Annotated in this window: 20 protein-coding genes, 1 other RNA gene and 2 pseudogenes; 9 read left to right on the top strand and 14 right to left on the bottom strand. The window is 73.1% G+C overall.

What is annotated here, in order from left to right; translation table 11 throughout:
* Window positions 1-2 precede the first annotated feature (2 nt).
* Window positions 3-860: an iron uptake transporter permease EfeU gene (gene efeU, locus OHA89_RS25705; protein WP_257556573.1), complete on the top strand. Its 858-nt coding sequence runs from the start codon at window positions 3-5 to the stop codon at window positions 858-860.
* A 3-nt stretch (window positions 861-863) separates the two neighbouring features.
* Here efeU and OHA89_RS25700 read toward each other — a convergent pair whose 3' ends face one another.
* From OHA89_RS25700 to OHA89_RS25690, 3 genes are read right to left on the bottom strand one after another with little or no spacing between them, the layout of a single operon-like run.
* Window positions 864-1,427, bottom strand: coding sequence for a GNAT family N-acetyltransferase (locus tag OHA89_RS25700; RefSeq protein ID WP_266609942.1), 564 nt, complete (start codon window positions 1,425-1,427; stop codon window positions 864-866).
* Between the two features lie 55 nt (window positions 1,428-1,482).
* Window positions 1,483-2,352: a PhzF family phenazine biosynthesis protein gene (locus OHA89_RS25695; RefSeq protein WP_266609941.1), complete on the bottom strand. Its 870-nt coding sequence runs from the start codon at window positions 2,350-2,352 to the stop codon at window positions 1,483-1,485.
* A gap of 46 nt (window positions 2,353-2,398) precedes the next feature.
* Window positions 2,399-3,160, bottom strand: a complete 762-nt coding sequence (locus tag OHA89_RS25690) for an SDR family oxidoreductase (RefSeq protein WP_266609940.1) — start codon at window positions 3,158-3,160, stop codon at window positions 2,399-2,401.
* Window positions 3,161-3,268: 108 nt separating this feature from the next.
* On the opposite strand from OHA89_RS25690, the gene OHA89_RS25685 reads away from it, so the two are divergent.
* On the top strand, window positions 3,269-4,579 hold the full coding sequence (locus tag OHA89_RS25685; protein WP_406367208.1) for a Bcr/CflA family multidrug efflux MFS transporter: 1,311 nt from the start codon (window positions 3,269-3,271) through the stop codon (window positions 4,577-4,579).
* A gap of 9 nt (window positions 4,580-4,588) precedes the next feature.
* A complete protein-coding gene (locus tag OHA89_RS25680) occupies window positions 4,589-5,608 on the top strand; it encodes a small ribosomal subunit Rsm22 family protein (RefSeq protein WP_266609939.1) in 1,020 nt (339 codons plus the stop codon).
* Here OHA89_RS25680 and ddaH read toward each other — a convergent pair.
* Together ddaH and OHA89_RS25670 are read right to left on the bottom strand one after the other, a co-directional pair.
* Window positions 5,605-6,414: a dimethylargininase gene (gene ddaH, locus OHA89_RS25675; RefSeq protein ID WP_215140714.1), complete on the bottom strand. Its 810-nt coding sequence runs from the start codon at window positions 6,412-6,414 to the stop codon at window positions 5,605-5,607. The genes OHA89_RS25680 and ddaH overlap by 4 nt on opposite strands.
* A 103-nt stretch (window positions 6,415-6,517) precedes the next feature.
* Window positions 6,518-7,720, bottom strand: coding sequence for an RNA-guided endonuclease InsQ/TnpB family protein (locus OHA89_RS25670; RefSeq protein WP_406367206.1), 1,203 nt, complete (start codon window positions 7,718-7,720; stop codon window positions 6,518-6,520).
* 113 nt (window positions 7,721-7,833) lie between these two features.
* Here OHA89_RS25670 and OHA89_RS25665 point away from each other — a divergent pair, with 113 nt between their 5' ends.
* Both OHA89_RS25665 and OHA89_RS25660 read left to right on the top strand, forming a co-directional pair.
* Window positions 7,834-8,445 carry a TetR/AcrR family transcriptional regulator gene (locus OHA89_RS25665; protein ID WP_266609934.1) on the top strand — a complete coding sequence of 204 codons (612 nt, stop codon included), beginning with the start codon at window positions 7,834-7,836 and terminating at the stop codon, window positions 8,443-8,445.
* Between the two features lie 160 nt (window positions 8,446-8,605).
* Entirely contained in the window at window positions 8,606-9,355 is a 750-nt protein-coding gene (locus OHA89_RS25660; RefSeq protein WP_406367205.1) for a bifunctional DNA primase/polymerase, read from the top strand.
* A 34-nt stretch (window positions 9,356-9,389) separates the two neighbouring features.
* On the opposite strand, the gene yaaA is transcribed toward OHA89_RS25660, so the two are convergent.
* Complete coding sequence (gene yaaA / locus OHA89_RS25655) at window positions 9,390-10,190, bottom strand: peroxide stress protein YaaA (RefSeq protein ID WP_266609930.1); 801 nt, start codon at window positions 10,188-10,190, stop codon at window positions 9,390-9,392.
* A gap of 102 nt (window positions 10,191-10,292) precedes the next feature.
* Here yaaA and OHA89_RS25650 point away from each other — a divergent pair, with 102 nt between their 5' ends.
* Window positions 10,293-11,735 (top strand): RNB domain-containing ribonuclease, encoded by a 1,443-nt coding sequence (locus tag OHA89_RS25650; RefSeq protein ID WP_406367203.1) that lies wholly within the window; start codon window positions 10,293-10,295, stop codon window positions 11,733-11,735.
* Window positions 11,736-11,750: 15 nt separating this feature from the next.
* Here OHA89_RS25650 and OHA89_RS25645 read toward each other — a convergent pair whose 3' ends face one another.
* Both OHA89_RS25645 and OHA89_RS25640 read right to left on the bottom strand, forming a co-directional pair.
* Window positions 11,751-12,350 (bottom strand): hypothetical protein, encoded by a 600-nt coding sequence (locus OHA89_RS25645; RefSeq protein ID WP_257556564.1) that lies wholly within the window; start codon window positions 12,348-12,350, stop codon window positions 11,751-11,753.
* The gene (locus tag OHA89_RS25640) at window positions 12,347-13,081 is read right to left on the bottom strand and encodes a MerR family transcriptional regulator (protein WP_266609926.1); all 735 of its coding nucleotides are present in this window, start codon (window positions 13,079-13,081) and stop codon (window positions 12,347-12,349) included. Before OHA89_RS25640 ends, OHA89_RS25645 begins: the two co-directional genes overlap by 4 nt.
* A 77-nt stretch (window positions 13,082-13,158) precedes the next feature.
* On the opposite strand from OHA89_RS25640, the gene rnpB reads away from it, so the two are divergent.
* Together rnpB and OHA89_RS25630 are read left to right on the top strand one after the other, a co-directional pair.
* Window positions 13,159-13,560, top strand: an RNA gene (rnpB, locus tag OHA89_RS25635) — RNase P RNA component class A.
* Window positions 13,561-13,640: 80 nt separating this feature from the next.
* Window positions 13,641-13,844 carry a hypothetical protein gene (locus OHA89_RS25630; RefSeq protein ID WP_257556562.1) on the top strand — a complete coding sequence of 68 codons (204 nt, stop codon included), beginning with the start codon at window positions 13,641-13,643 and terminating at the stop codon, window positions 13,842-13,844.
* Window positions 13,845-13,947: 103 nt separating this feature from the next.
* On the opposite strand, the pseudogene OHA89_RS25625 reads toward OHA89_RS25630, so the two are convergent.
* The 4 genes and pseudogenes from OHA89_RS25625 to OHA89_RS25610 form a co-directional block, all read right to left on the bottom strand.
* Window positions 13,948-15,359, bottom strand: a pseudogene (locus OHA89_RS25625) (bifunctional RNase H/acid phosphatase).
* Window positions 15,359-16,102, bottom strand: a complete 744-nt coding sequence (locus OHA89_RS25620; protein ID WP_266612421.1) for a zinc ribbon domain-containing protein — start codon at window positions 16,100-16,102, stop codon at window positions 15,359-15,361. Before OHA89_RS25620 ends, OHA89_RS25625 begins: the two are co-directional and overlap by 1 nt.
* The gene (locus OHA89_RS25615; protein WP_215140721.1) at window positions 16,099-16,956 is read right to left on the bottom strand and encodes a Nif3-like dinuclear metal center hexameric protein; all 858 of its coding nucleotides are present in this window, start codon (window positions 16,954-16,956) and stop codon (window positions 16,099-16,101) included. Before OHA89_RS25615 ends, OHA89_RS25620 begins: the two co-directional genes overlap by 4 nt.
* A gap of 99 nt (window positions 16,957-17,055) precedes the next feature.
* Window positions 17,056-17,412: pseudogene (locus OHA89_RS25610) on the bottom strand (ABC transporter substrate-binding protein); the annotation flags it as partial.
* A gap of 190 nt (window positions 17,413-17,602) precedes the next feature.
* Between OHA89_RS25610 and OHA89_RS25605 the strand changes: the two are divergent.
* On the top strand, window positions 17,603-18,688 hold the full coding sequence (locus tag OHA89_RS25605) for a hypothetical protein (protein WP_257556560.1): 1,086 nt from the start codon (window positions 17,603-17,605) through the stop codon (window positions 18,686-18,688).
* Here OHA89_RS25605 and OHA89_RS25600 read toward each other — a convergent pair.
* Both OHA89_RS25600 and OHA89_RS25595 read right to left on the bottom strand, forming a co-directional pair.
* Complete coding sequence (locus OHA89_RS25600) at window positions 18,675-19,616, bottom strand: 3-oxoacyl-ACP reductase (protein ID WP_257556559.1); 942 nt, start codon at window positions 19,614-19,616, stop codon at window positions 18,675-18,677. The genes OHA89_RS25605 and OHA89_RS25600 overlap by 14 nt on opposite strands.
* A 24-nt stretch (window positions 19,617-19,640) precedes the next feature.
* Complete coding sequence (locus OHA89_RS25595; protein ID WP_215140724.1) at window positions 19,641-20,717, bottom strand: Zn-dependent alcohol dehydrogenase; 1,077 nt, start codon at window positions 20,715-20,717, stop codon at window positions 19,641-19,643.
* Window positions 20,718-20,737: the final 20 nt, after the last annotated feature.

Here is a 20,737-nt window from a genome sequence, read left to right as displayed (position 1 = left end):
CCGTGTTCGGCAATTATCTGATCGGCCTGCGCGAGGGGCTGGAGGCCAGCCTGGTCGTCTGCATCCTCGTCGCCTACCTGGTCAAGACCGAGCGCAGGGACGCCCTGCGCCCGGTCTGGCTCGGCATCGCGATCGCCTGCGGGATCTCGCTCGCCTTCGGCGCCCTGCTCACCTTCGGCAGCCAGGCGCTGACCTTCGAGGCGCAGGAGCTGCTGGGCGGCAGCCTGTCGATCGTCTCCGTCGGCCTGGTGACGTGGATGGTCTTCTGGATGAAGCGCACCGCGCGGCATCTGAAGGGCGAGCTGCACGGCAAGCTCGACGCGGCGCTCGCCATGGGCACCGGCGCGCTGGTCGCGACCGCGTTCCTGGCCGTCGGCCGCGAGGGGCTGGAGACCGCGCTGTTCGTATGGGCGTCGGTACGGGCGAGCGGCGAGGGATCCTCCGCCCCGCTGGCCGGGGTGCTGCTGGGCATCGCGACGGCGATCGTGCTGGGCTGGCTGTTCTACCGCGGCGCCCTGCGGATCAACCTGGCGAAGTTCTTCAAGTGGACCGGCGGCATGCTGGTGGTCGTGGCCGCGGGCGTGCTCGCGTACGGGGTCCACGACCTCCAGGAGGCCCGCTTCCTGGGCGGCCTGGACACCAAGGCCTTCGACGTCAGCTCCGCCGTGCCGCCGGACAGCTGGTACGGGACCCTGCTCAAGGGCGTGTTCAACTTCCAGCCGGACCCCACCGTGTTCCAGCTGTCGGTGTGGGCGCTGTACCTGGTCCCCGTGCTGGTGCTGTTCTTCATGGAGCGCGGCCGCCCGGCGGAGGCGAAGGCGCGGTCCACGGACGGCGCCGACGCCGCGCCCGTCGGCTGAGCCTCACCACAGCCGGTCGATGGTCCCCGGGTACAGCGGGACGCGGATGCCCGTGAAGGCGGCCCGGTCCCGGTCCGGGTCGGCCGTGAAGAAGGCCGCCACCACCGCCTTGTCGAAACCCGGCTCGTCGGTGGCCAGCGGTTCCCCGGGGGTGCCGCCGACCAGGACCGTGCCGGGCAGCGGCGCGAAGCCGGCCGCCTCGTAGAACGGCGCCAGCGGCCGGTCGCAGCTGAACAGGGCCAGGTCCACGGCCGGATCGGCCGCCAGCTCGGAGCGGGCCGCCGCCACCAGGCGGCCGCCGAGCCCGCGGCCCCGCAGCTCCGGCCGGGTGACCACGCCGCTGAGCCCGGCCGCCCGGTACGTCCGTCCCGCGACCCCGATCTCCTTGTACAGCAGCGCCAGCGCGGCGGCCACGGTGCCGTCTGCGTCCACCAGCAGCAGGGCGCGCGGCGCCAGCGCCGGGTCGTGCCCGGGCGAGGATCCGGGCCAGGCCCTGGCCTCCAGGTCGGCGACCTGGCGGGCCAGTGCCGCAGGCACCCCGGCCTCGCCGAGGCCGAGCACCCTCATGCGCGGACTCCCGCCGGGGCCGTGCCCGCGCCCCCGCCGGGGCCGATGCCCGCGGTCACGCGATCCGCACGCCTTCGCCGCCGACCCTGACCCGGGGGTCGCCCGCGCGCAGTTCCACCGTGAGCACCCCGGGCCGGCCCATGTCCGCGCCCTGGTGGAGGGTGAGCACGGCGTCCTGCGGGACCAGGCCGAGCTCCCGGGCGTACGCGCCGAAGGCGGCCGCGGCGGCGCCCGTCGCCGGGTCCTCGACGACCCCGCCGACCGGGAAGGGGTCCCGTACGTGGAACTCCGCCGGGCCCGCCCGGTACACGAGCTGCACGGTGGTCAGGTCCAGGCGCCGCATCAGCGCCTCCAGCCGGGCGAAGTCGTAACCGAGGTCCGCGAGCCGGGCCCGGGTGGCGGCGCCGAGCACCAGGTGGCGGGCTCCGGCGTAGGCGATCCTGGGCGGGAACGCCGGGTCCAGGTCGGCCTCCGGCCAGTCCAGCGCGGCCAGCGCCTCGGCGAGGTCGGCCGCGCCGATCTCCTCGACGTGCGGTACGACGCTGGTCAGGATGGCCCGCAGGCGCCCCTCCTCGGCGGTGACGGAGACCGGTACGGTCCCGGCCCGCGTCGCGAAGACCAGCTCCCCCGGGCCGATCCGCTCGCCCAGCGCCACGGCGGTGGCCACGGTGGCGTGCCCGCAGAAGGGCACCTCCGCCTTCGGGCTGAAGTAGCGCACGGTGAAGGCCCGGCCCGGCTCGCCCTCCAGCCCCTCGGGCGGGGCGGTCAGGAAGGCGGTCTCGCTGTAGCCGAGCTCGGCGGCGATGCCCAGCATCGCGGAGTCGTCCAGTCCGGTCGCGTCGAGGACGACCCCGGCGGGGTTGCCGCCCGCCGGGTCGCCGGAGAAGGCCGTGTAGCGCAGTACTTCGACTTCGGTATCGGTCATGGGCCTCATGATCGTCTCCGCCGCCGCGCCCTGGCAACGGGGTTGCTCAGCCCCGCCCGATGTACGGCATCGTCGTCGCCATCACCGTCGCGAACTGCACGTTCGCCTCCAGCGGGAGCTCCGCCATGTGCAGCACCGTGCGCGCCACGTCGGCGGCGTCCATCACCGGTTCGACGGCCAGCTGCCCGTTGGCCTGGAGGATGCCGGTCTGCATCCGCTCGGTCATCTCGGTAGCCGCGTTGCCGATGTCGATCTGGCCGCAGGCGATCCGGTGGGGGCGCCCGTCCAGCGACAGGGACTTGGTCAGGCCGGTCATCGCGTGCTTGGTCGCGGTGTAGGCGATGGAGTTCGGGCGCGGCACGTGCGCCGAGATGGAGCCGTTGTTGATGATGCGGCCGCCCTGCGGGTCCTGCGCCTTCATCTGCCGGAAGGCGGCCTGCGCGCACAGGAAGGCGCCGGTCAGGTTGACGTCGACCACCGAGCGCCAGGCCTCGTAGGAGATGTCCTCCAGCGGGACGCCGCCCGGGCCGAAGGTGCCCGCGTTGTTGAAGAGCAGGTCGAGGCGCCCGTACCGCTCGCGTACGGCCCCGAACAGCGCAGTGACGTCCTCCGGATCGCTGACGTCCGTCCGTACGCAGAACACGTCGGCGCCGTCGCCCGCCGCCGCGGCGGTCTCCTCCAGCGGCCCGGTACGGCGGCCCGCCACCGCCACGGCCCAGCCGGCCGCCGCCAGGGTCAGCGCCACAGAGCGGCCGATTCCGGAGCCGGCACCCGTCACTACAGCGATCTTCTTCGTGCGTTCGTCCATGGGGCCGCAGGCTACGTCACACGGCGCCCCGGTCCCCGGACGTTCCGATTGCTGAGAGCATGGGTCGGTCAGGGGTGCATAAAGAAGACAAGCAGACTGGAGTTCCGCATGTCGGAGAGAGGCCCCGTGACGGCCCGCTCGCACGAACCGTCACCCGAATCGCCCTCCGCCCCCACCGCCACCGCGCCCCTGAAGGCCGCACGCCGCACCGGCCTGCTGGTCACCTTCGTACTCGGCGGGCTCACCGCGCTCCCCCCGCTGTCCATGGACATGTACCTCCCGGCCCTGCCGGAGGTCACCACCGCCCTGCACAGCCCGGCCGCCACCATCCAGCTCACCCTCACCGCCTGCCTCGCCGGCATGGCGCTGGGCCAGCTGGTCATCGGCCCGATGAGCGACAAGTGGGGCCGCCGCCGGCCGCTGCTCATCGGCATGATCGTGTACGTCCTCGCCACCGCGATCTGCGCGCTCGCCCCGACCGCCGAACTGCTCATCGCCTTCCGCCTGCTCCAGGGCCTGGCCGGCGCGGCCGCGATAGTCATCGCACGGGCCGTCGTACGCGACCTGTACGACGGGGTCGAGATGGCCCGGTTCTTCTCCACCCTGATGCTCATATCCGGGACCGCCCCGATCATCGCCCCGCTCATAGGCGGCCAGGTGCTGCGCTTCGCCGACTGGCGCGGGGTGTTCGTCATCCTCACCGCCGTCGGCCTCGTGCTCACCCTGATGGTGTGGCGCGGCCTCGGCGAGACCCTGCCGCCCGAGCGGCGCCAGACGGGCGGCGTCGGCGCCGCGCTGCGGACCATGCGGGGGCTGCTCGGCGACCGCGTCTTCGCCGGCTACATGCTGGCCGGCGGTTTCGCCTTCGCCGTGCTGTTCTCGTACATCGCCGCCTCGCCCTTCGTGGTGCAGGAGATCTACGGGGCTTCGCCCCAGGCCTTCAGCCTGCTGTTCGGCGTCAACTCCGTCGGCCTGATCGCCGTCGGGCAGATCAACGGCAAGCTGCTGGTCGGCCGGGTCCGCCTGGACAACGCGCTGGCCGTCGGGCTCGGGATCATCACGGTCGCCTCGGTGGCCCTGCTGCTCATGTCGACCGGGGTGTTCGGGGAAGTCGGGCTGGTTCCGATCGCCGCCGCGCTGTTCGTGCTGATGTCGGCGATGGGCCTGGTGCTGCCGAACACCAACGCGCAGGCGCTGATGCGCACCCCGCACGCCGCCGGCTCGGCGTCCGCCCTGCTCGGCACCTCCTCCTTCCTGGTCGGCGCGATCGCCTCGCCGCTGGTCGGGATCGCGGGCGAGGACACGGCGGTGCCGATGGCGCTGGTGCAGCTGGTGTGCGCCTTCCTGTCGGTGGCCTGCTTCCTGGGCCTGTGCCGGCCCTGGCAGAACCGCGAATCCGGCGCGCCCGCGGCGCCGTAAACTTCGCAGGTGAACGTCTCCGCCCCCACCACCGCCGAAACCCTCCGCAGCACGCTCGGCAGGCTGCTCGACGGGCTCCCGCCCAAGCAGGCCACGGCCGCCGTCGAGCGGCTCATCGCCAGCTACCGGGGGCGGATTCCGACCGACGCGCCCGTGCTGCGCGACCGTTCCGACGTGGCGGCGTACGCGGCGTACCGGATGCCCGCCACCTTCGAGGCCGTCCGGGCCGCCCTGGACGGCCTCGCGGAGGCGGCCCCGCGGTGGGCGCCGGGCTCGCACGTGGACGTGGGCGGCGGCACGGGAGCCGCGACCTGGGCGGTGGACGCCACCTGGGACGGCCCGCGGGAGACCACGGTGCTCGACTGGGCGGAGCCGGCGCTGGTCCTGGGCCGGGAGCTGGCGGCGGCCTCCACCTCGGAGGCGCTGCGCGGCGCGGCCTGGCGGCGGGCGGTCATCGGCTCCGGGCTGGTGCTTCCCGAGGCCGACCTGGTGACGGTCTCGTACGTGCTGGGCGAGCTGACCCCGCAGGCCCGTACGGCGGTCGTCGCCGAGGCGGCGCGGGCCGGTCAGGCCGTGGTGCTGATCGAGCCGGGCACGCCGGAGGGCTACCTCCGCATCCGCGAGGCCCGCGACCAGCTGATCGCGGCCGGGCTGAGGGTCGCCGCCCCGTGCCCGCACGACGGGACCTGCCCGATCGAGGTCGGTCAGGACTGGTGCCACTTCTCGGCGCGGGTCAGCCGGTCCTCCCTGCACCGGCAGGTCAAGGGCGGCTCGCTCCCGTACGAGGACGAGAAGTTCAGCTACGTCGCCGCGACCCGCTTCCCGACGGAGCCGGCCACCTTCCGGATCACGCGGAGGCCGCAGATCCGGAAGGGGCTCGTCCAGCTGGAACTGTGCGGTCCTGAGGAAGGCGACTCGTCAGGCCTGACCCGGGTCAACGTGACCAAGCGCCACGGTGACCTCTACAAGGCGGCGCGGGACGCCGACTGGGGCCAGGCCTGGCCGCCGCCCTCCTCCCCGGAGGGCTAGGGCCTCAGCTCCTGGGTGCAGCACTTCACGCTGCCGCCGCCCTTGAGCAGCTCTCCCAGGTCCATCGGGACCGGCTCGAAGCCCCGGTCCCGCAGCGGCGCCAGCAGCCCGGTCGCCGCCTGCGGGAGCAGCACGTGCCGGCCGTCCGAGACCGCGTTCATGCCCAGGGCCGCCGCGTCCTCGGCGTCGGCGAGCAGCGCGTCGGGGAAGAGGCGTTTGAGCACGGCCTGGCTGCCGGGCGAGAACGCGGGCGGGTAGTACATGACCTCGTCGCCGTCGAGGACGCACAGGGCCGTGTCCAGGTGGTAGTAGCGCGGGTCCACCAGGTCGAGGCCGATGACGGGGCGGCCGAAGAACTCCTGGGCCTCGTCGTGCGAGAGCGGGCTGGAGCGGAAGCCCCGGCCGGCCAGGATGTAGGTGGCGGTGACGGCGAAATCGCCCTCGCCCTCGTTGACGTGGGACGGCTCGTGGACGTCCCGGTAGCCGTGGCCGCGGAACCACTCGAGGTGGATCTCGGCCTCGGCGGCCCGTTCCGGATAGGCGAACCGGGCACCGAGCACCCGGCCGTCGACGACAAGGGCCCCGTTCGCCGCGAAGACCATGTCGGGCAGCTCGGGGTGCGGTACGAGGGTTTCGACGGTGTGCCCGAGGGAGCGGTAGCGGTCCCTCAGGTCCTCCCACTGGGCGTGTGCGAGGGGCAGGTCCACCGGTTTCGTGGGGTCCATCCACGGATTGATGGAGTAGGTGACCTTGAAGTGTGCGGGTGGGCACATCAGGTAGCGCCGGGGTGTGGCGTCTCTGCGCAAAGAAGGCTCCTCACGACTTACGACGAGTGTGGAGAGAATCGTCTCTCCTCACGCGGAACACCGCATTGAAATCCTCTCCTTCCTGAAGAAGGAGATTCCTGACTTACGCCGCCTGGCGGACCGGCGGCCCGTCAGGTCTTCCGCGATCAGCATCAGCCGGGTTGAGACCAGCCCGGACGAGCATGACGCGTGCGGAGTTCTTGTCTCTAGGGGAGAGGGCTCCGCACGCGGTGCACGTGTACGTTCGTTCCGACAGCGGGAGTGCGTGCTTGGTTCTCGCTCCGCACCGTCCGCAGTCCATGGTGGTGTGCGCAGGGTTCACGAGCCGCAGGTCGCGACCGTGCTTGCGCGCCATGTTGATCAGCTCGCGCTTGGTGGCGGAGATCGCCGCGTCGGCCGCCTTGCGGGCCATGGAGGTCTTGGCGAGGAACTTCGGCCGGAAGTCCTCCACGGCAAGATGGTCGAAATCCGTGACGACACGCTTGGCCCACTTTCGAGCGCCGTCCTGCCGTTGCCGGGCGATCTTCTTGTGCGCCTTCGCGGCCTGCCGCTTCGCCTTGCGGTAGCCCTTCGAGGCGGCCCGCCCAGCCTTCGGCTTCCGGCGGGCCATCATCCGCTGGTACCCGGCCAGCTTCCCGGCCGCCTTCTTCCCGTGCTCCGAGTGCGGGAGATCGTGACCATCGCTTGTGGTGGTCGCCGTCTCCTTCACACCCCAGTCGACACCGATCACCGCACCGGTCGCGGGAAGCGGCTGCACCTCGGCAGGGACGACGAACGAGGCGTACCAGTGGCCGAGGCTGTCCCGGTACACCCGCACACTCGACGGGTCGGCGGGCAGCTCACGCGACCACACCACCGTCACCGATATCCCGCCCGCCAGGTGCAGACGCCCATCCTTCAGCCGGAAACCACGACGGGTGTAGTTCAGCGTCGGTTCCGCAAGATCCTTCTTCTTGAAGCGAGGCATCCCAGCCCGCTGCCGCACTGACAGCCGCCCCTTGATGTCCTTCAGCGCCTTGGCACGGGCTGTAGCGAAGTCCCGGACTATTTGCTGCTGCGGCACGCTGCCACCCAGGCTCAGCCACTCCCGCTCGCCACGCCACCCCGTCAGCATCTTGTCCAGCTGCGCCGGTCCGCACTTCTCGCCGGCCTCGTGCGCCGCCCTGGACTCGGCGACGCACCGGTTCCACACCCAGCGACACCGGTTCCACTCTGCAAGCAGGGCTGACGAGGCGGCCGACGACACACGCAGCCGATAGGTGAACCGGACGTGCGCGGGCTCCCCAACTCCCCCGGATGCCGTCATACCGCCAACCTAGAACCGCGGCCCCGCCGCTCTCCCCGGAACCGAGACGACCCACCCGAACGAGTGACCGACCTCAGAGGAAGACGAGACGTCTCGGTTGGTAGTTTCAGGACATGACCAAGTCCCCTGACGCAACCCGCCGCAGCGACCGCTCCCGGCGGGCCATCCTCGACGCCGCGCTCGCCCTGGTCGGGGAGGTCGGCTACAACAAGCTGACCATCGAGGCGATCGCCGCCCGGGCCGGGGTCGGCAAGCAGACCATCTACCGCTGGTGGCCGTCGAAGGCCGCCGTCCTCCTCGACGCCTCGCTCTCGCTCGCCGGGGACGCCGAGACGGACGCCCAGTGGACCGGCTTCCCCGACACCGGGGACCTCGCGGCAGACCTGAAGTCCGTCCTGCGGGCGACGGTGGACGAGCTGTGCGACGAGAAGTACGAGGCCCCCGCGCGCGCCCTGACGGCGGCCGGGGCGACCGACCCCGAGCTCGGCGCCCGTTTCAACGAACGGCTGCTGGAGCCGCAGCTCGCCCTGTACGAAACGCGGTTGCGCACCGCCCGGGAGGCCGGACAGCTCGCGCCGGACACGGATCTGCGGCTGACGGTGGAGATGCTGCTGGGCCCGCTGACGTACCGCTGGCTGCTGCGGACGCAGCCGCTGACGCACGCCTTCACCGACGCGCTGGTGGACCGGGTGCTGGGCGGGGTGGCCAACGTCACCGCCCCCTGACCACCCCCCAGCCGGAACCCAAATGGCTGAATTGTGTGGCTATGTGGGGGTTGCCGATGCCCCATCCCCAACCCCCCGGTCACCGAGACCGGTCACCCGGGGCTCAGGATGGTGGGACCATGTGAAGGTCCGCCGGGGATACGGTGAGGTGAGGGGATAGATGGGGTCTGAGTCCGGCCGCGTCAAACGCGGCGAGCAGAGCAGGATTTCCCAGTGGCTGCGCCGGCGGCCGAAACCCGCCGTCGAGGACCCCGCAGAAGAGCGCGAGGCGCTCCTCCTGGCCGTCGCCGCCGCGGGTCTGCCGCTCTCACCTGCCGCCCATCCCGCCGGATACCGATGTTCGTGCGACCGGATCGGCTGTCCGACGCCCGCACGGCACCCCCTCTCCTTCGCCTGGCAGACCCAGTCGACCACCGACCGCGCACAGGTCGAACGGTGGGCGCGCAACCAGCCGCAGGCCAACTTCATCACCGCGACCGGCATGGTCCACGACGTGCTCGACGTCCCGCTGGAAGCCGGCGCCGCCGCGCTCGCCCGCCTGCTGGAAGCCGGTATCGAGGTCGGCCCCGTCGCCGAATCGGGCGGCACCGGGGACCAGGCCCGGATGCTCTTCTTCACCGCCACCCGCGGCACCCCCGAGGACGAGGACGAGTGGTGGCCCTGCGAACTGGACTGCCACCCCGAGACGATGGACGAGCACCCGGGCCTGCGCTGGCACTGCCGCGGCAGCTACGTCCTGGTGCCCCCGTCGGCCCTCCCCGGTGACCAGTCGGTGACCTGGCTGCGCGGCATGGACCACCCGCTCCCGGACCCCCTCACCCTCCTGGAAACCCTGACGGACGCCTGCGCCACCTACGCCGGCGCGTCCTCCCAGACCCCCACGGCCCTGGCCTGGCCCCTGGGCCGCTAGGGGGTGTCCTGCCGGTCAGGCCGGCAACGGCGGGTCAGTGGATCTGGGTGACCACCACGTCCAGGGCCCAGGCCTTGCCGGCCTTCGCGGGGGCCTCGGCCTCGACGACGTAGCCCAGGTCCCGCAGGGCCGTGACCAGCTCGGCGGGACCGGACGGCACGGCTCCGGCCAGCAGCAGATCCCGCACCAGCCGGCCCTTCGTCGCCTTGTTGAAGTGGCTCACCACGGACCGCTTCTCCACCCCGTCCACCAGCTGCGAGTGCAGCACCCGCACGGTGGCCGTCCGCCCCGCCACCTCTCCCTTCGGCTTCCATGCCGAGGCGTACGCCGCCGACCGCAGGTCCAGCACCAGCCCCTCCCCGGCGACCGCGGGCAGCACCTGCGCCATCGGCCCCCGCCAGTACGCCCCCAGCGCCCCGCACCCCGGCAGCTTCACGCCCATCGAGCAGCGGTACGACGGGATCCGGTCGGTGATCCGCACCGCACCCCACAGCCCCGAGAAGACCAGCAGCGCCTCCTCGGCCAGCGCCCGCGCCGCCGGGGCCAGGTCCGCCAGCCCCAGGGCGTCGTACAGCACCCCGGTGTAGATCTCCCCGGCCGGCCGGGCCGGCGCCGAGCGCAGCTCCACGTTCTTGGCGACCTCGCCGCGCAGACCCTCGCTCAGGCCCAGCACCTCGCGGGCCTTGAGTTCGTCGGCCGCGCACAGCTCGACCAGCTCGTCCAGGACCGCCGCACGGGCCTCGGCCAGACCCGACAGCGACAGCGACTCCGGCTTCAGCGGTGCGCCGGAGCCGCCGGCGGCCTTTCCTTCGGACGGCGGCAGCAGCACGAGCACGGTGGATCTCCTTCGGTACGACACGTCGCAGGGGATGCGGCCCCCGGGCCAGGGTAGACGCCTCGCCGTGCCGTCCGGGCCCGCCGCCCATAGGCTCGGTGCATGCCACGCCGTCCGATGCACATGACCGGCGCAGACGGGGCCGGCCTGCGGGCCGCCCTGGGTGAACTGCGGACGAAGCTGGGTGTGCCGGAGGAGTTCCCGGCCGAGGTGCTCGCCGAGGCCGAGCGGGCCGCCCGGGAACCCCGCCTGCCCGACACCGACGCCACCGACCTCCCCTTCTTCACCGTCGATCCGCCCACCTCCCGCGACCTCGACCAGGCCATGCACCTGGCGAGGCGGCCCGCCGGCGGCTTCCGGGTCCACTACGCCATCGCCGACGTCGCCGCCTTCGTCACCCCGGGCGGCCCGCTCGACGCGGAGGCCCACCGCCGCGTCAGCACCCTCTACTTCCCCGACGACAAGGTCCCGCTGCACCCGGCCGTGCTCTCGGAGGGCGCGGCCAGCCTGCTGCCCGACCAGACCCGCCCCGCGCTGCTGTGGCGCCTCGACCTCGACGCCGAGGGCCGGGTGGAGACCACCGACATCCGCCGCGCGCTCGTGCGCAGCCGGGCCAAGCTCGACTACGACGGCGTGCAGAAGGCCATCGACACCGGTACGGCGGAGGAGCCCGTCGCCCTCCTCGAGGACATCGGCCGGCTCCGCGAGGCCCTCGAAGTGGAGCGCGGCGGCATCTCGCTGAACGTGCCCGAGCAGGAGGTCGTCGCGCACGACGGCTCGTACACGCTGGCCTACCGCGCCCCGCTTCCAGCGGACGGCTGGAACGCCCAGATCTCCCTCATGACCGGCATCGCCGCGGCCGACCTGATGCTGGCCGCCGGGACCGGCATCCTGCGCACCCTCCCCAGGGCGCCCGACGGCGCCGTCGGCAGACTCCGGCGGGCGGCGAAGGCCCTGCGGATCGACTGGCCGCACCACGTCCCGTACGCCGAACTCGTACGCTCCCTCGACCCGCACCGGCCCGACCACGCGGCCTTCCTCCAGGAGTGCACGGCCCTGCTGCGCGGCGCCGGTTACACCGTCTTCAGCGGCGGCCAGGCTCCGGACCCGGCGATCCACGCGGCGGTCGCGGCCCCGTACGCCCACTGCACCGCGCCGCTGCGCCGGCTCGTCGACCGGTACTCCGGCGAGCTGTGCCTGGCGGCGGTGTCCGGAGTCGAGCCCCCGCAGTGGGCGGTGGCGGCGCTGGAGGCGCTGCCCAAGGAGATGGCGGACGGCGCCCGGCTGGCCAACACGGCCGAGCGGGAGTGCGTGGACCTCGTCGAGGCCGCCCTGCTCAAGGACCGCGTCGGGGAGACCTTCGAGGCCACGGTGATCGACGTCGATGACCGGGAGCCGCTGGAGGGCACGGTCCACCTGGAGGATCCGGCAGTGGTCGGCCGCGTGGTGTCCACCGCCGGGGAACTGCCCCTGGGCGAGCGGATCCTGGTCCGGCTGACGGAGGCCGACCCGGGCGCGGCGAAGGTCCTGTTCGCCCCGGCCTGACGCCCCGGACCTGACCTACGCGGGCTGTCGCAGCGCGGTGACCAGCGCGCGCGGGTCGTCTGCGTGGAAGCGGATGGTCCGCGCCCGTCCCCGGGCGCCGAGCGGGCGGGTGAAGGGGAGGGGCCGGGTCAGCTCCAGGGTCACCGTGGTCTGGCTGCCCACGATCAGGTCGAGCACCCCGTCCTCGGACACCGTGACCAGCCGCCCCTGGGGATAGCGCCGGTCGACGCGGACCGAGGCCACCGCGTCCGGCGGGACGACGAGGTCGAACAGGGCCCCGTAACGGATCCGCAGGGAGCCGTCGGGACGGACCACGTGCGGACGCGTGACACAGGCGGCGTGCAGGGCGAGCACGACCACGATCCCGTACACGTCGAGGACGAGCAGCACCCGGTGGACCGCCGGCCAGGGAATGAGCACGGCCAGGGCGACCGTCTCGATCGCCGACACGAAGAGCATCCCGTACATCATGGCGGTCTGCGGTCCCGTGTACCCGGCGGCGAGGTCCCCGGCCCGGACCCCGTGCTTGCGGCGCAGCGCCCACCAGCCGAGGGAGGCGGTGGCACGCAGTTCGTGCCGCACCAGCCTCCGCGCCCACACCGGTATCCCCTTCATCCCCGTCCCCTCTCCATGAACGCCTCCATGACCCGGCGTACGACTTCCGCCTGCGCGGGGGCGTACTCGGCGAGCAGTGCCTCCTTGAACCCGGCCACGACGGCGCCCCCGGCGGGGATCGCGGCGAACACCTCGTCGGGAACGGCCGCGACCAGCTCCGCGGCCAGGGCCGGGATCCGCGGATCGTCCACGGGGGCGTCGGCGAGCGCGTCCAGCCGCTCGTACAGGGCGAGCACCGCGGGATCGGCGGCCAGCGGCCCGAGCGCCGCGTAGAGCTCCTCGCCGCCGGGGCCCGAGGCGTCGAGGAGCGTCAGGTGCTCGCGGTCCTTGGCGGCGGCCGGCGAGTCGGTGGCCGGCGCCTTGGCCAGCAGCGCGGCGAGAGCGGGCGAGAGCGGTTCGACCTCCCCGGGCGGGGCGGCCAGCAGCGCCGCGAGCCGCCGCCTGCGCTCGCCGATCTCGGCCTCCTGGCGGGCCAGGTCGGCGTCGAGCTCTTCGAGTACGTCGGCCAGTTCGCGCCCGGCGTCGTCCGCGAGGACGTCGCGCACCTCGTCGAGGCTGAGCCCGAGCTCGGTGAGCCGGCGCACGCGGGCCAGCAGGACGGCGTCGCGGACGCTGTAGGCCCGGTAGCCGTTGGGGCGCCGCTCCGGTTCCGGGAGCAGCCCGACATGGTGGTAGTGCCGGATCGCCCGGGTCGTGACCCCGACGAGCGCGGCGATCTCTCCGATCCGCATGACCCCAGTAGAAACCCTGCCGCTGCGTCAAGGTCAAGCGGCGACGGCACAGCCGGTAACATGGTCGCCACGGCAGACGAGTCGGCCGGGCGGCCGCGTCGGGATCTTCGGATCCCGCCGAGGAACGTCCGGGCTCCACAGGGCAGGGTGGTGGGTAACGCCCACCCGGGGTGACCCGCGGGACAGTGCCACAGAAAACAGACCGCCGGGGGCTTCGGTCCCCGGTAAGGGTGAAACGGTGGTGTAAGAGACCACCAGCGCCTGAGGTGACTCAGGCGGCTAGGTAAACCCCACCCGGAGCAAGGTCAAGAGGATCCGTCTTCGGACGGGTCTGCGCGAACGATCGAGGGCTGCCCGCCCGAGTTCGCGGGTAGACCGCACGAGACCGGTGGCAACGCCGGTCCTAGATGGATGGCCGTCTCCCCGGTGACCGCGAGGTCGCCGGGCGACAGAACCCGGCGTACAGGCCGGCTCGTCTGCCGTCCCGCCCCGAACCGGGGGTCCTCTCCGGTCCGGGGCGGTTCTGCATCACCCCCGGCACACACAAGAGGTGGGGAAAATGACCGTTCTGCTCGTGCTGCTCCTGGCCTGCGCCGTCGGCGGGGCCGCCTGCGTGGTGTGGGCGGAGCGCGGTGGGCCCCGCTGGGTCCGCATCGTGGCGCGCGTGACGCTCGGCATCGGCGCGATGGTTGGCGGCGCCGGGAAGAGCCGGCGCCGGGGCTTGAACAGGGGCGGCGGCAACAGCGGCGACGGCGACGAATAGGTCCTGGCCGGGCGGCCGTTGGGCATCGGCCTGCGGCGCGGACGCGGCGAGCCCCCCGTGCCGTGCACGGGGGGCTCGCCGCTGCTTCGCCGGCCGGGGCCGGCTACCGCAGGTGGGACGTGTCGTTCAGCAGCCGCACCGAGGCGTTGCCGTCCGCGTAGTACGCCACCGCCGACAGGGAAGCCGCCGACAGTTCCATGCGGAACAGCGACTCCGGCGGGGCGCCCAGGGCGAGACGGACCAGGATCTTGACCGGGGTCACGTGCGAGACCAGCAGGACCGTGCGGCCCGCGTGCTCGGCGAGCAGCCGGTCGCGGGTCGCCGAGATCCGGCGGGTGGCGGTCGTGAAGCTCTCGCCGCCGCCCGTGGGGGCCGCCCGCGGGGAGTCCAGCCACGCCTGGAGGTCGTCGGGGAACCGCTCCCGCACCTCGGCGAAGGTCAGACCCTCCCAGGCCCCGAAGTCCACCTCGCGCAGGCCCTCTTCGACCGTCACCGTCAGGCCGAGGCGGTCGGCGACGGCCTGGGCGGTCTCGCGGCAGCGGCGCAGCGGGGAGCTGATGACCGTCTGCACGGTGCCGCGGGCGGCCAGCGCCTCGGCCACGGCCGACGCCTGGCGCCGCCCGGCCGGGGACAGCTCGGGGTCGCTGCCCCCGCTGCCGGAGAAGCGCTTCTGCGGGGTGAGGGCCGTCTCGCCGTGGCGCAGCAGCACGAAGGTGGCGGGGGTGCCCATGTCGGGACCCCAGCCCTGGCCTCCGGCGGTGGTGCGGGTACGGCCTGCCTCCGGCGCGGCGTCTTCGACGGCCGAGCCCGATCCGGCCGCGGGGGCCGGGACGCGCCCCGCCAAGGCGGGGCCCGGCCGGGCGCGAGCGCCCCGGCTTCGCCGAACAGGGTGCCGGTGCCGCCCGCTTCGGCGGAGCCGGTGCTTCGCGCGGCGCGCGTGTCCGCAGCCTCGGCCGCGCCGGTCCCCGTACCACCGCCGGAGGCGAGGGCGGCGCGCACGGCCGCAGCGCCCTTCGCCGCATCCCCCGGAACGCCGCCGGAGGCCACGGCGCGGGCCGCACCGTGGTCGAGGGCGGCCGAGGAGGCCGACGGCTCCCACTGCTTGCCGCGCTTGCCCGCGTCCATCGCTTCGTTGGCGAGCCGGTCCGCGTGCTTGTTCTTCTCGCGCGGGATCCACTGGTACGTCACCTGGGCGCGCGGCAGGATCTTCGCGGCCTCGGCGGCGAGCGGCTTCATGTCCGGGTGCTTGATCTTCCAGCGGCCGGACATCTGCTCGACGACCAGCTTGGAGTCCATCCGGACCAGGACCTGCGCGTCCGGCGCCAGCTCGCGGGCCGCCTTGAGTCCGGCGATCAGGCCCTTGTACTCCGCCACGTTGTTCGTCGCGACGCCGATGTACTCCGCGCGCTCGGCCAGCGTCTCGCCCGTCGCCGGGTCGAGGACGACCGAGCCGTAGCCGGCGGGCCCCGGGTTGCCCCGTGAACCGCCGTCCGCCTCCACGACAAACTGCGGCATCAGATCCCCGAGTCGGCCGTACGGACCAGGATGCGGCCGCAGTTCTCGTGGCGCACGACCTGGTCGCGGGCCGCGGCCTTGATCTCGTTGACCTCGGCCATGTCGAGCTCGAGGCGGCAGCCCTCACAGCGGCGCTGGTACAGGCGCGCGGCGCCGACCCCGCCCTGCTTGACGCGGATCTTCTCGTACAGGGCCATCAGGTCGGTCGGCATGGACCCGACGATGACCTCGCGGTCCTTGGCGATCTTGGCGGCCTCGGCGTCGAGCTCGCCGGTGGCGGCGTCGCGGCGCGCGGTGGCGTCGGTCAGCTTGCCCTCCAGGGCGGAGACGCTCGCGGTGAGTTCGGTGACCCGCTCCTGCGCGGCCTCCAGACGCTCCATGACCTCCAGGACCACGTCCTCCAGGTCACCCTGCCGCTTGGCCAGGGAGACGACCTCGCTCTGCAGGTTGGCCAGGTCCCGGGCCGAGATGCCCACGCCGGAGTCCAGGCGCTGCTGGTCGCGGGCGGCGCGCTGGCGCACCTGGTCCACGTCCTGCTCCGCCTTGGTCTGCTCGCGGGCGGCGTCGCTGGCCTGCGTCTGCGCGGCGACGAGCAGGTCGCGCTGCTGGGTGAGGTCCTTGGTCAGCGAGTCGACCTCGGCGTGCTCGGGCAGCGACTTGCGCTTGTGGACGAGCTGAGACAGCCGCACGTCCAGGGCCTGGACGTCGAGAAGTCGGATCTGGTCGGCGGGCTCGGCGTTCAGTTGGGGGCTCCAGAGATAGAAGGGTGTGTGACGGACGGCGCGTGCGCCGTCCACGGGTCGGTGACCGTGCGCGAGACGTGGGTACGCAGACCCCAGCCGTGGCGCTCGGAGATCGCGTCGAGCTGGGCCGCGGCCTGCTCGCACCAGGGCCATTCGGTGGCCCAGTGGGCGGCGTCGACGAGGGCGAGCGGGCTCTGCTCGCGGGCCTCGGAGACCGGGTGGTGGCGCAGGTCGGCGGTCAGGAAGACGTCCACGCCGGCGGCGCGGACCTGCTCGAAGAGGCTGTCGCCGGAGCCGCCGCTGACGGCGACGCGGCGGATCAGCGCGTCCGGGTCGCCGGCGACCCGGATGCCCTGGGCGGTCTGCGGCAGCCAGGCCGCGGCGCGCGCGGCGAACTCGCGCAGCGTCTCGGGGCGGTCCAGTTCGCAGATCCGGCCCAGGCCGCGGCGGCCCTCGGGGTCGGTGGCGTCGGGCACCAGCGGGCCGGTGATCCGCAGGTCCAGGGCGCCCGCGAGGGCGTCGGAGACTCCGGGGTCGGCGGTGTCGGCGTTGGTGTGGGCGACGTGCAGCGCGATGTCGTTCTTGATCAGCGTGTGCACGACGCGGCCCTTGAAGGTGCCGGCCTCGACGGTGGTGGTGCCGCGGAGGTAGAGCGGATGGTGGGTGACGATCAGGTCGGCACCCAGCTTCACGGCTTCGTCGGCGATCTCCTGTACGGGGTCCACGGCGAACAGGACCCGGGAGACCTCGGCATCGGGGTCGCCGCAGACGGTGCCGACGGCATCCCACTGCTCGGCCCGCGAGGGGGGCCAGAGAGCGTCCAGCGCGGCGATGACTTCAGAGAGACGGGGCACGGTGCAAGGCTACCGTCCGTGGCGCCCGCCCCATGGCCCGACCGCTCGCCGACCGGGCCATGGGGCGGGCGTCGCGGCGGGCGTCGGGGGTCGTCGTTGCTTGACGAGGAGCCCGCGCAGGTCGTCGAGGACCTTGTCGGCGGCCGTCACGCCGAGGCCCGGGTACCAGGTCTCGTCCGGGACGTCCTTGGCCCGGCCCTGCTTCACGGCCTCCAGGCCCTTCCACAGCGGGTTGGCCTCGGCCGAGTCGCGCTTGGTCTTGTCCTTGGCCCCGTAGACGCCGGTGAAGATCCAGTCGGCGGCGGCCTCGTCCATCCGCTCCGGGCCGATCTCGACGGCATCGTGACGGTGGGCCTCTTCTCGCCGAGGTCGGCGCACGGTCGGGGCGATTTTCGAGAGCGCGTCGTACTTGTCCGCGGCGCGCAGCTGGCTGCCGAGGATCAAGTCGGGCTTGAGGACGACCGTGGGGCAAGTTAGGCATATCTGACTGGCTCCCCACCCCAAACGCCCCGATATCGCACAGCACAATCGCCTCCGCGACCTCAGGGGAATCGCCGCCCGGCCACCCGTATGTGTGAAGCGGGCTTGCTGATGTTGTTCGGCAGGAAGCGCGAAACCTAGTTTCCTCACCGGAGGTGAGGCGCGGATGACTGTCTGTGCCATCGAGACGACGAGCACGACCCCGTTCACGATCGCCGCCGACGGCGCGTACGCCGCCCGGCTCGCGGGGAACGGCGAGGCGCTCTACGCGGAGCGCTGGACCCTGGCCGGGCCCGAGCCGTACGCGGTGCCGCTGCCGCTCGCGCAGCCCGAGGAGGCCGACAGCGAGGTGCTGCCGCTGGCCGACGGGCGGGTGCTGATCCACCGGCGGGTGGCGGAGCGGCACGCCTTCGCGCTGCTGTACCCGACGGGCGCCGCGGCCGGGCCGCGCACCGGGGAGCTCCAGCTGGGCGGGGTGGAGCAGGAGGACGGCGTACGGGTGCGCCTGCTGCCGCCGTCCCCGGACGGGCGCGGCGCCTTCGCGCTGGCCGCGGGCGACACCGGGAGCACGGTCTGGCGGGTGGCCGGGGACGCCTTCGGGCCGCGGCGGGTGGCCGAGGTCCCGGGGCGTTGCTCCGGCGGCGTCTGGCTGGACCGGACGGGCCGGCTGCTGGCCCTGGACCGCGAGCTGGACGGCGCCACCAAGGCCGTGGCCGTGGACCTGGAGCGCGGCGGCGAGGTGTCCCCGCTGCTCCAGATCACGGAGGACAGCGACGACCGGCTGCTGCTCGCCGACCCGGACAGCGGGCTGCTGCTGATCCGCTCCGACGCGCCGGGCGAACCGCGCCTCGGCTGGGGGGTGCTGGGCAGTTCCCTTCCGGTCCGCTTCCCGGAGTGCCTGCGGCACGTGGACGCGGCCCCGTTCGCGGTCCAGCCGGGCCAGGCGCTGATGCCGGAGACTTGCGGGGTGGCGCTGCGGCTGGGCCCGGCGGGGGAGGGCGGGATCGGCCTGTGGCGCCCCGCGGACCGGCACGTCTTCCGGATCGGGCCGCCCGTGGGCTGGCTGGGCGGTACGGGCCTGTGGAGCCCGGAGGGGCGCCTGCGCCTCCCGTACGCGACCCCCGACGTGCCCTGCGGGATCGTCGGGCTGACCCTCCCGGTCTCCCCTCCCCCGCCGGTCCGCCTGGACCCCGTACCGCCGCCCGCGCCCCGCCCGGTCCCCCTCCAGCAGGCGCCGCTCAGTCGTGCTTGAGGCCGAGCACCTCCGTCGCGGCGAAGGTCTCGTTCGCCGGGCGGGAGTCGTAGTGCGGGGTCAGGACCTCGTCGAGCTCCTCGTAGGAGAAGGCCTCCTTGGTCGTGTCGAACTTCGCGGCCACCTTGGGGCGTTCCATGACGACCACGATCCCGCCGTGCACGACGAACAGCTGTCCGTTGGCCTTGGCCGAGGCGGGTGAGGCCAGGTAGCCGACGAGCGGCGAGACGTGCTCGGGGGCGAGGGCGTCCAGCTTGCCGTCCTCCGGGACCTGGAAGCCGGCGAAGACGTCCTCGGTCATCCGGGTGCGGGCCCGCGGGCAGATGGCGTTGGCCGTCACCCCGTACTTCGCCAGGGCCAGGGCGGTGGAGGTGGTCAGCCCCACGATGCCGCCCTTGGCCGCCGCATAGTTGGGCTGGCCGGCCGAGCCGCCGAGGAAGGCCTCGGACGAGGTGTTGACGATCCGGCCGTAGACCGGGCCGCCCGCCGCCTTCGACCGCTCCCGCCAGTGCACGGACGCGAAGTGCGTGGTGTTGAAGTGGCCCTTGAGGTGGACGCGGATCACCGAGTCCCACTCCGCCTCCGACATCGAGAAGACCATCCGGTCGCGCAGGATGCCCGCGTTGTTGACCAGGATGTCGAGCTTCCCGAAGCTGCCGACCGCCAGCTCGACCAGCTCGCGCGCCTGCTCGAAGTCGGCCACGTCGCCCAGGTGCGCGACGGCCTGTCCGCCCGCGGCCCGGATCTCCGCGGCGACCTCCTCCGCCGGGGCGGCCGAGGCCTCTCCCGAGCCGTCCCGGCCGGGCTGCCCGAAGTCGTTGACGACCACGCTCGCGCCGAGCCGCGCGAGTTCGATCGCCTCGGCGCGGCCGAGCCCGCGGCCCGCGCCGGTGACGATGGCGGAGAGCCCCTCAAGTGGCAGTGACATCTACCGGATTCCTCTCAGAACGGGTCAGAGTTCGATGCAGGTGCGCAGGGCCACGCCCGTACGCATCTGGTCGAGGGCGTCGTTGATCTCGGCGAGCTGTACCCGGTGGGTGATCAGGCTCGCCAGGTCCACCCGGCCGGCCCGCCACAGCGCGATGGTGCGCTCGTACGACCGGAGCACGTCGCCGCCGCCGTACATCGACGGGAGGATCTTCTTCTCGTCGAAGAAGAGCGAGAACATGTCGATCTGGAAGTTGTCGTCCATGGCGCCCGCGCCGACGATGACGACGCTGCCGCCGCGCCGGGTCATCTTGTACGCGGTCTGCGCGGTGGCGGACTTGCCGACGACCTCGAAGACGTAGTCGAAGCCCTCGCCGCCGGTGATCCGGTTCTTGGCGTCGTCGAAGGCGTCCGGCGCGACCGCCTCGGTGGCCCCGAACTTCAGGGCCGCCGCGCGCCGCGACTCCACCGGGTCGATGGCGATGATCTGCGCCGCGCCCTGGACCTTGGCGCCCTGGATGACGGATATGCCGACGCCGCCGCAGCCGATGACGGCAACGGAGGAGCCGGCCTCCACCTTGGCGGTGTTGATGGCCGCGCCGAGGCCGGTGGTGACGCCGCAGCCGATGAGCGCGGCGATGTCGAAGGGCACGTCGTCGGGGATCGGGACGGCGCACTTGGCGTCGACCACGAGCTCCTCGGCGAAGGTGCCGGTGGCGGCGAATCCGAAGATGTCGCCGCCCGCCCGGCGGAAGTTGGGGATGCCCGCGTTGACCAGGCTCTCCAGGCACAGGTGGCCCTGGCCGCGCTTGCAGGACGGACAGTGGCCGCACGGCGGCAGCCAGCAGACGAGGACCCGGTCGCCGATCTTGTGGCTGGTGACGCCGTCGCCGACGTCGGAGACGACTCCGGAGCCCTCGTGACCGGGGATGAAGGGGGCGGGCTGCGGCAGGATGCCGCTCATCGCGGAGAGGTCGGAGTGGCACAGGCCGGTGGCCTTGATGCGGATCTTGACCTTGCCGGGACCGAGGCCCACGGCTTCCATGTCGTCGACGACCTCGAGCTTGTCCTGTCCGATCTCGCTCTGCAGTGCTGCGCGCACGGTGCGGCTCCTTCAGTCCG

Source organism: Streptomyces sp. NBC_01546, from assembly GCF_045208355.1.
Taxonomy (GTDB): domain Bacteria; phylum Actinomycetota; class Actinomycetes; order Streptomycetales; family Streptomycetaceae; genus Streptomyces.
The sequence above is the reverse complement of the archived record's forward strand: the minus strand, read 5'-3'. Positions and strand labels throughout refer to the sequence as shown.

What these genes read in the sequence shown, in the direction of transcription:
- OHA89_RS25645 (WP_257556564.1), bottom strand. Translation starts at nt 12,350, where the DNA reads ATGAAGGGGATACCGGTGTGGGCGCGGAGGCTGGTGCGGCACGAACTG.
- OHA89_RS25650 (WP_406367203.1), top strand. Translation starts at nt 10,293, where the DNA reads ATGCCACGCCGTCCGATGCACATGACCGGCGCAGACGGGGCCGGCCTG.
- OHA89_RS25605 (WP_257556560.1), top strand. Translation starts at nt 17,603, where the DNA reads ATGACTGTCTGTGCCATCGAGACGACGAGCACGACCCCGTTCACGATC.
- OHA89_RS25665 (WP_266609934.1), top strand. Translation starts at nt 7,834, where the DNA reads ATGACCAAGTCCCCTGACGCAACCCGCCGCAGCGACCGCTCCCGGCGG.
- OHA89_RS25640 (WP_266609926.1), bottom strand. Translation starts at nt 13,081, where the DNA reads ATGCGGATCGGAGAGATCGCCGCGCTCGTCGGGGTCACGACCCGGGCG.
- OHA89_RS25685 (WP_406367208.1), top strand. Translation starts at nt 3,269, where the DNA reads ATGTCGGAGAGAGGCCCCGTGACGGCCCGCTCGCACGAACCGTCACCC.
- OHA89_RS25670 (WP_406367206.1), bottom strand. Translation starts at nt 7,720, where the DNA reads ATGACGGCATCCGGGGGAGTTGGGGAGCCCGCGCACGTCCGGTTCACC.
- OHA89_RS25690 (WP_266609940.1), bottom strand. Translation starts at nt 3,160, where the DNA reads ATGGACGAACGCACGAAGAAGATCGCTGTAGTGACGGGTGCCGGCTCC.
- OHA89_RS25660 (WP_406367205.1), top strand. Translation starts at nt 8,606, where the DNA reads ATGGGGTCTGAGTCCGGCCGCGTCAAACGCGGCGAGCAGAGCAGGATT.
- OHA89_RS25700 (WP_266609942.1), bottom strand. Translation starts at nt 1,427, where the DNA reads ATGAGGGTGCTCGGCCTCGGCGAGGCCGGGGTGCCTGCGGCACTGGCC.
- OHA89_RS25630 (WP_257556562.1), top strand. Translation starts at nt 13,641, where the DNA reads ATGACCGTTCTGCTCGTGCTGCTCCTGGCCTGCGCCGTCGGCGGGGCC.
- OHA89_RS25695 (WP_266609941.1), bottom strand. Translation starts at nt 2,352, where the DNA reads ATGACCGATACCGAAGTCGAAGTACTGCGCTACACGGCCTTCTCCGGC.
- OHA89_RS25600 (WP_257556559.1), bottom strand. Translation starts at nt 19,616, where the DNA reads ATGTCACTGCCACTTGAGGGGCTCTCCGCCATCGTCACCGGCGCGGGC.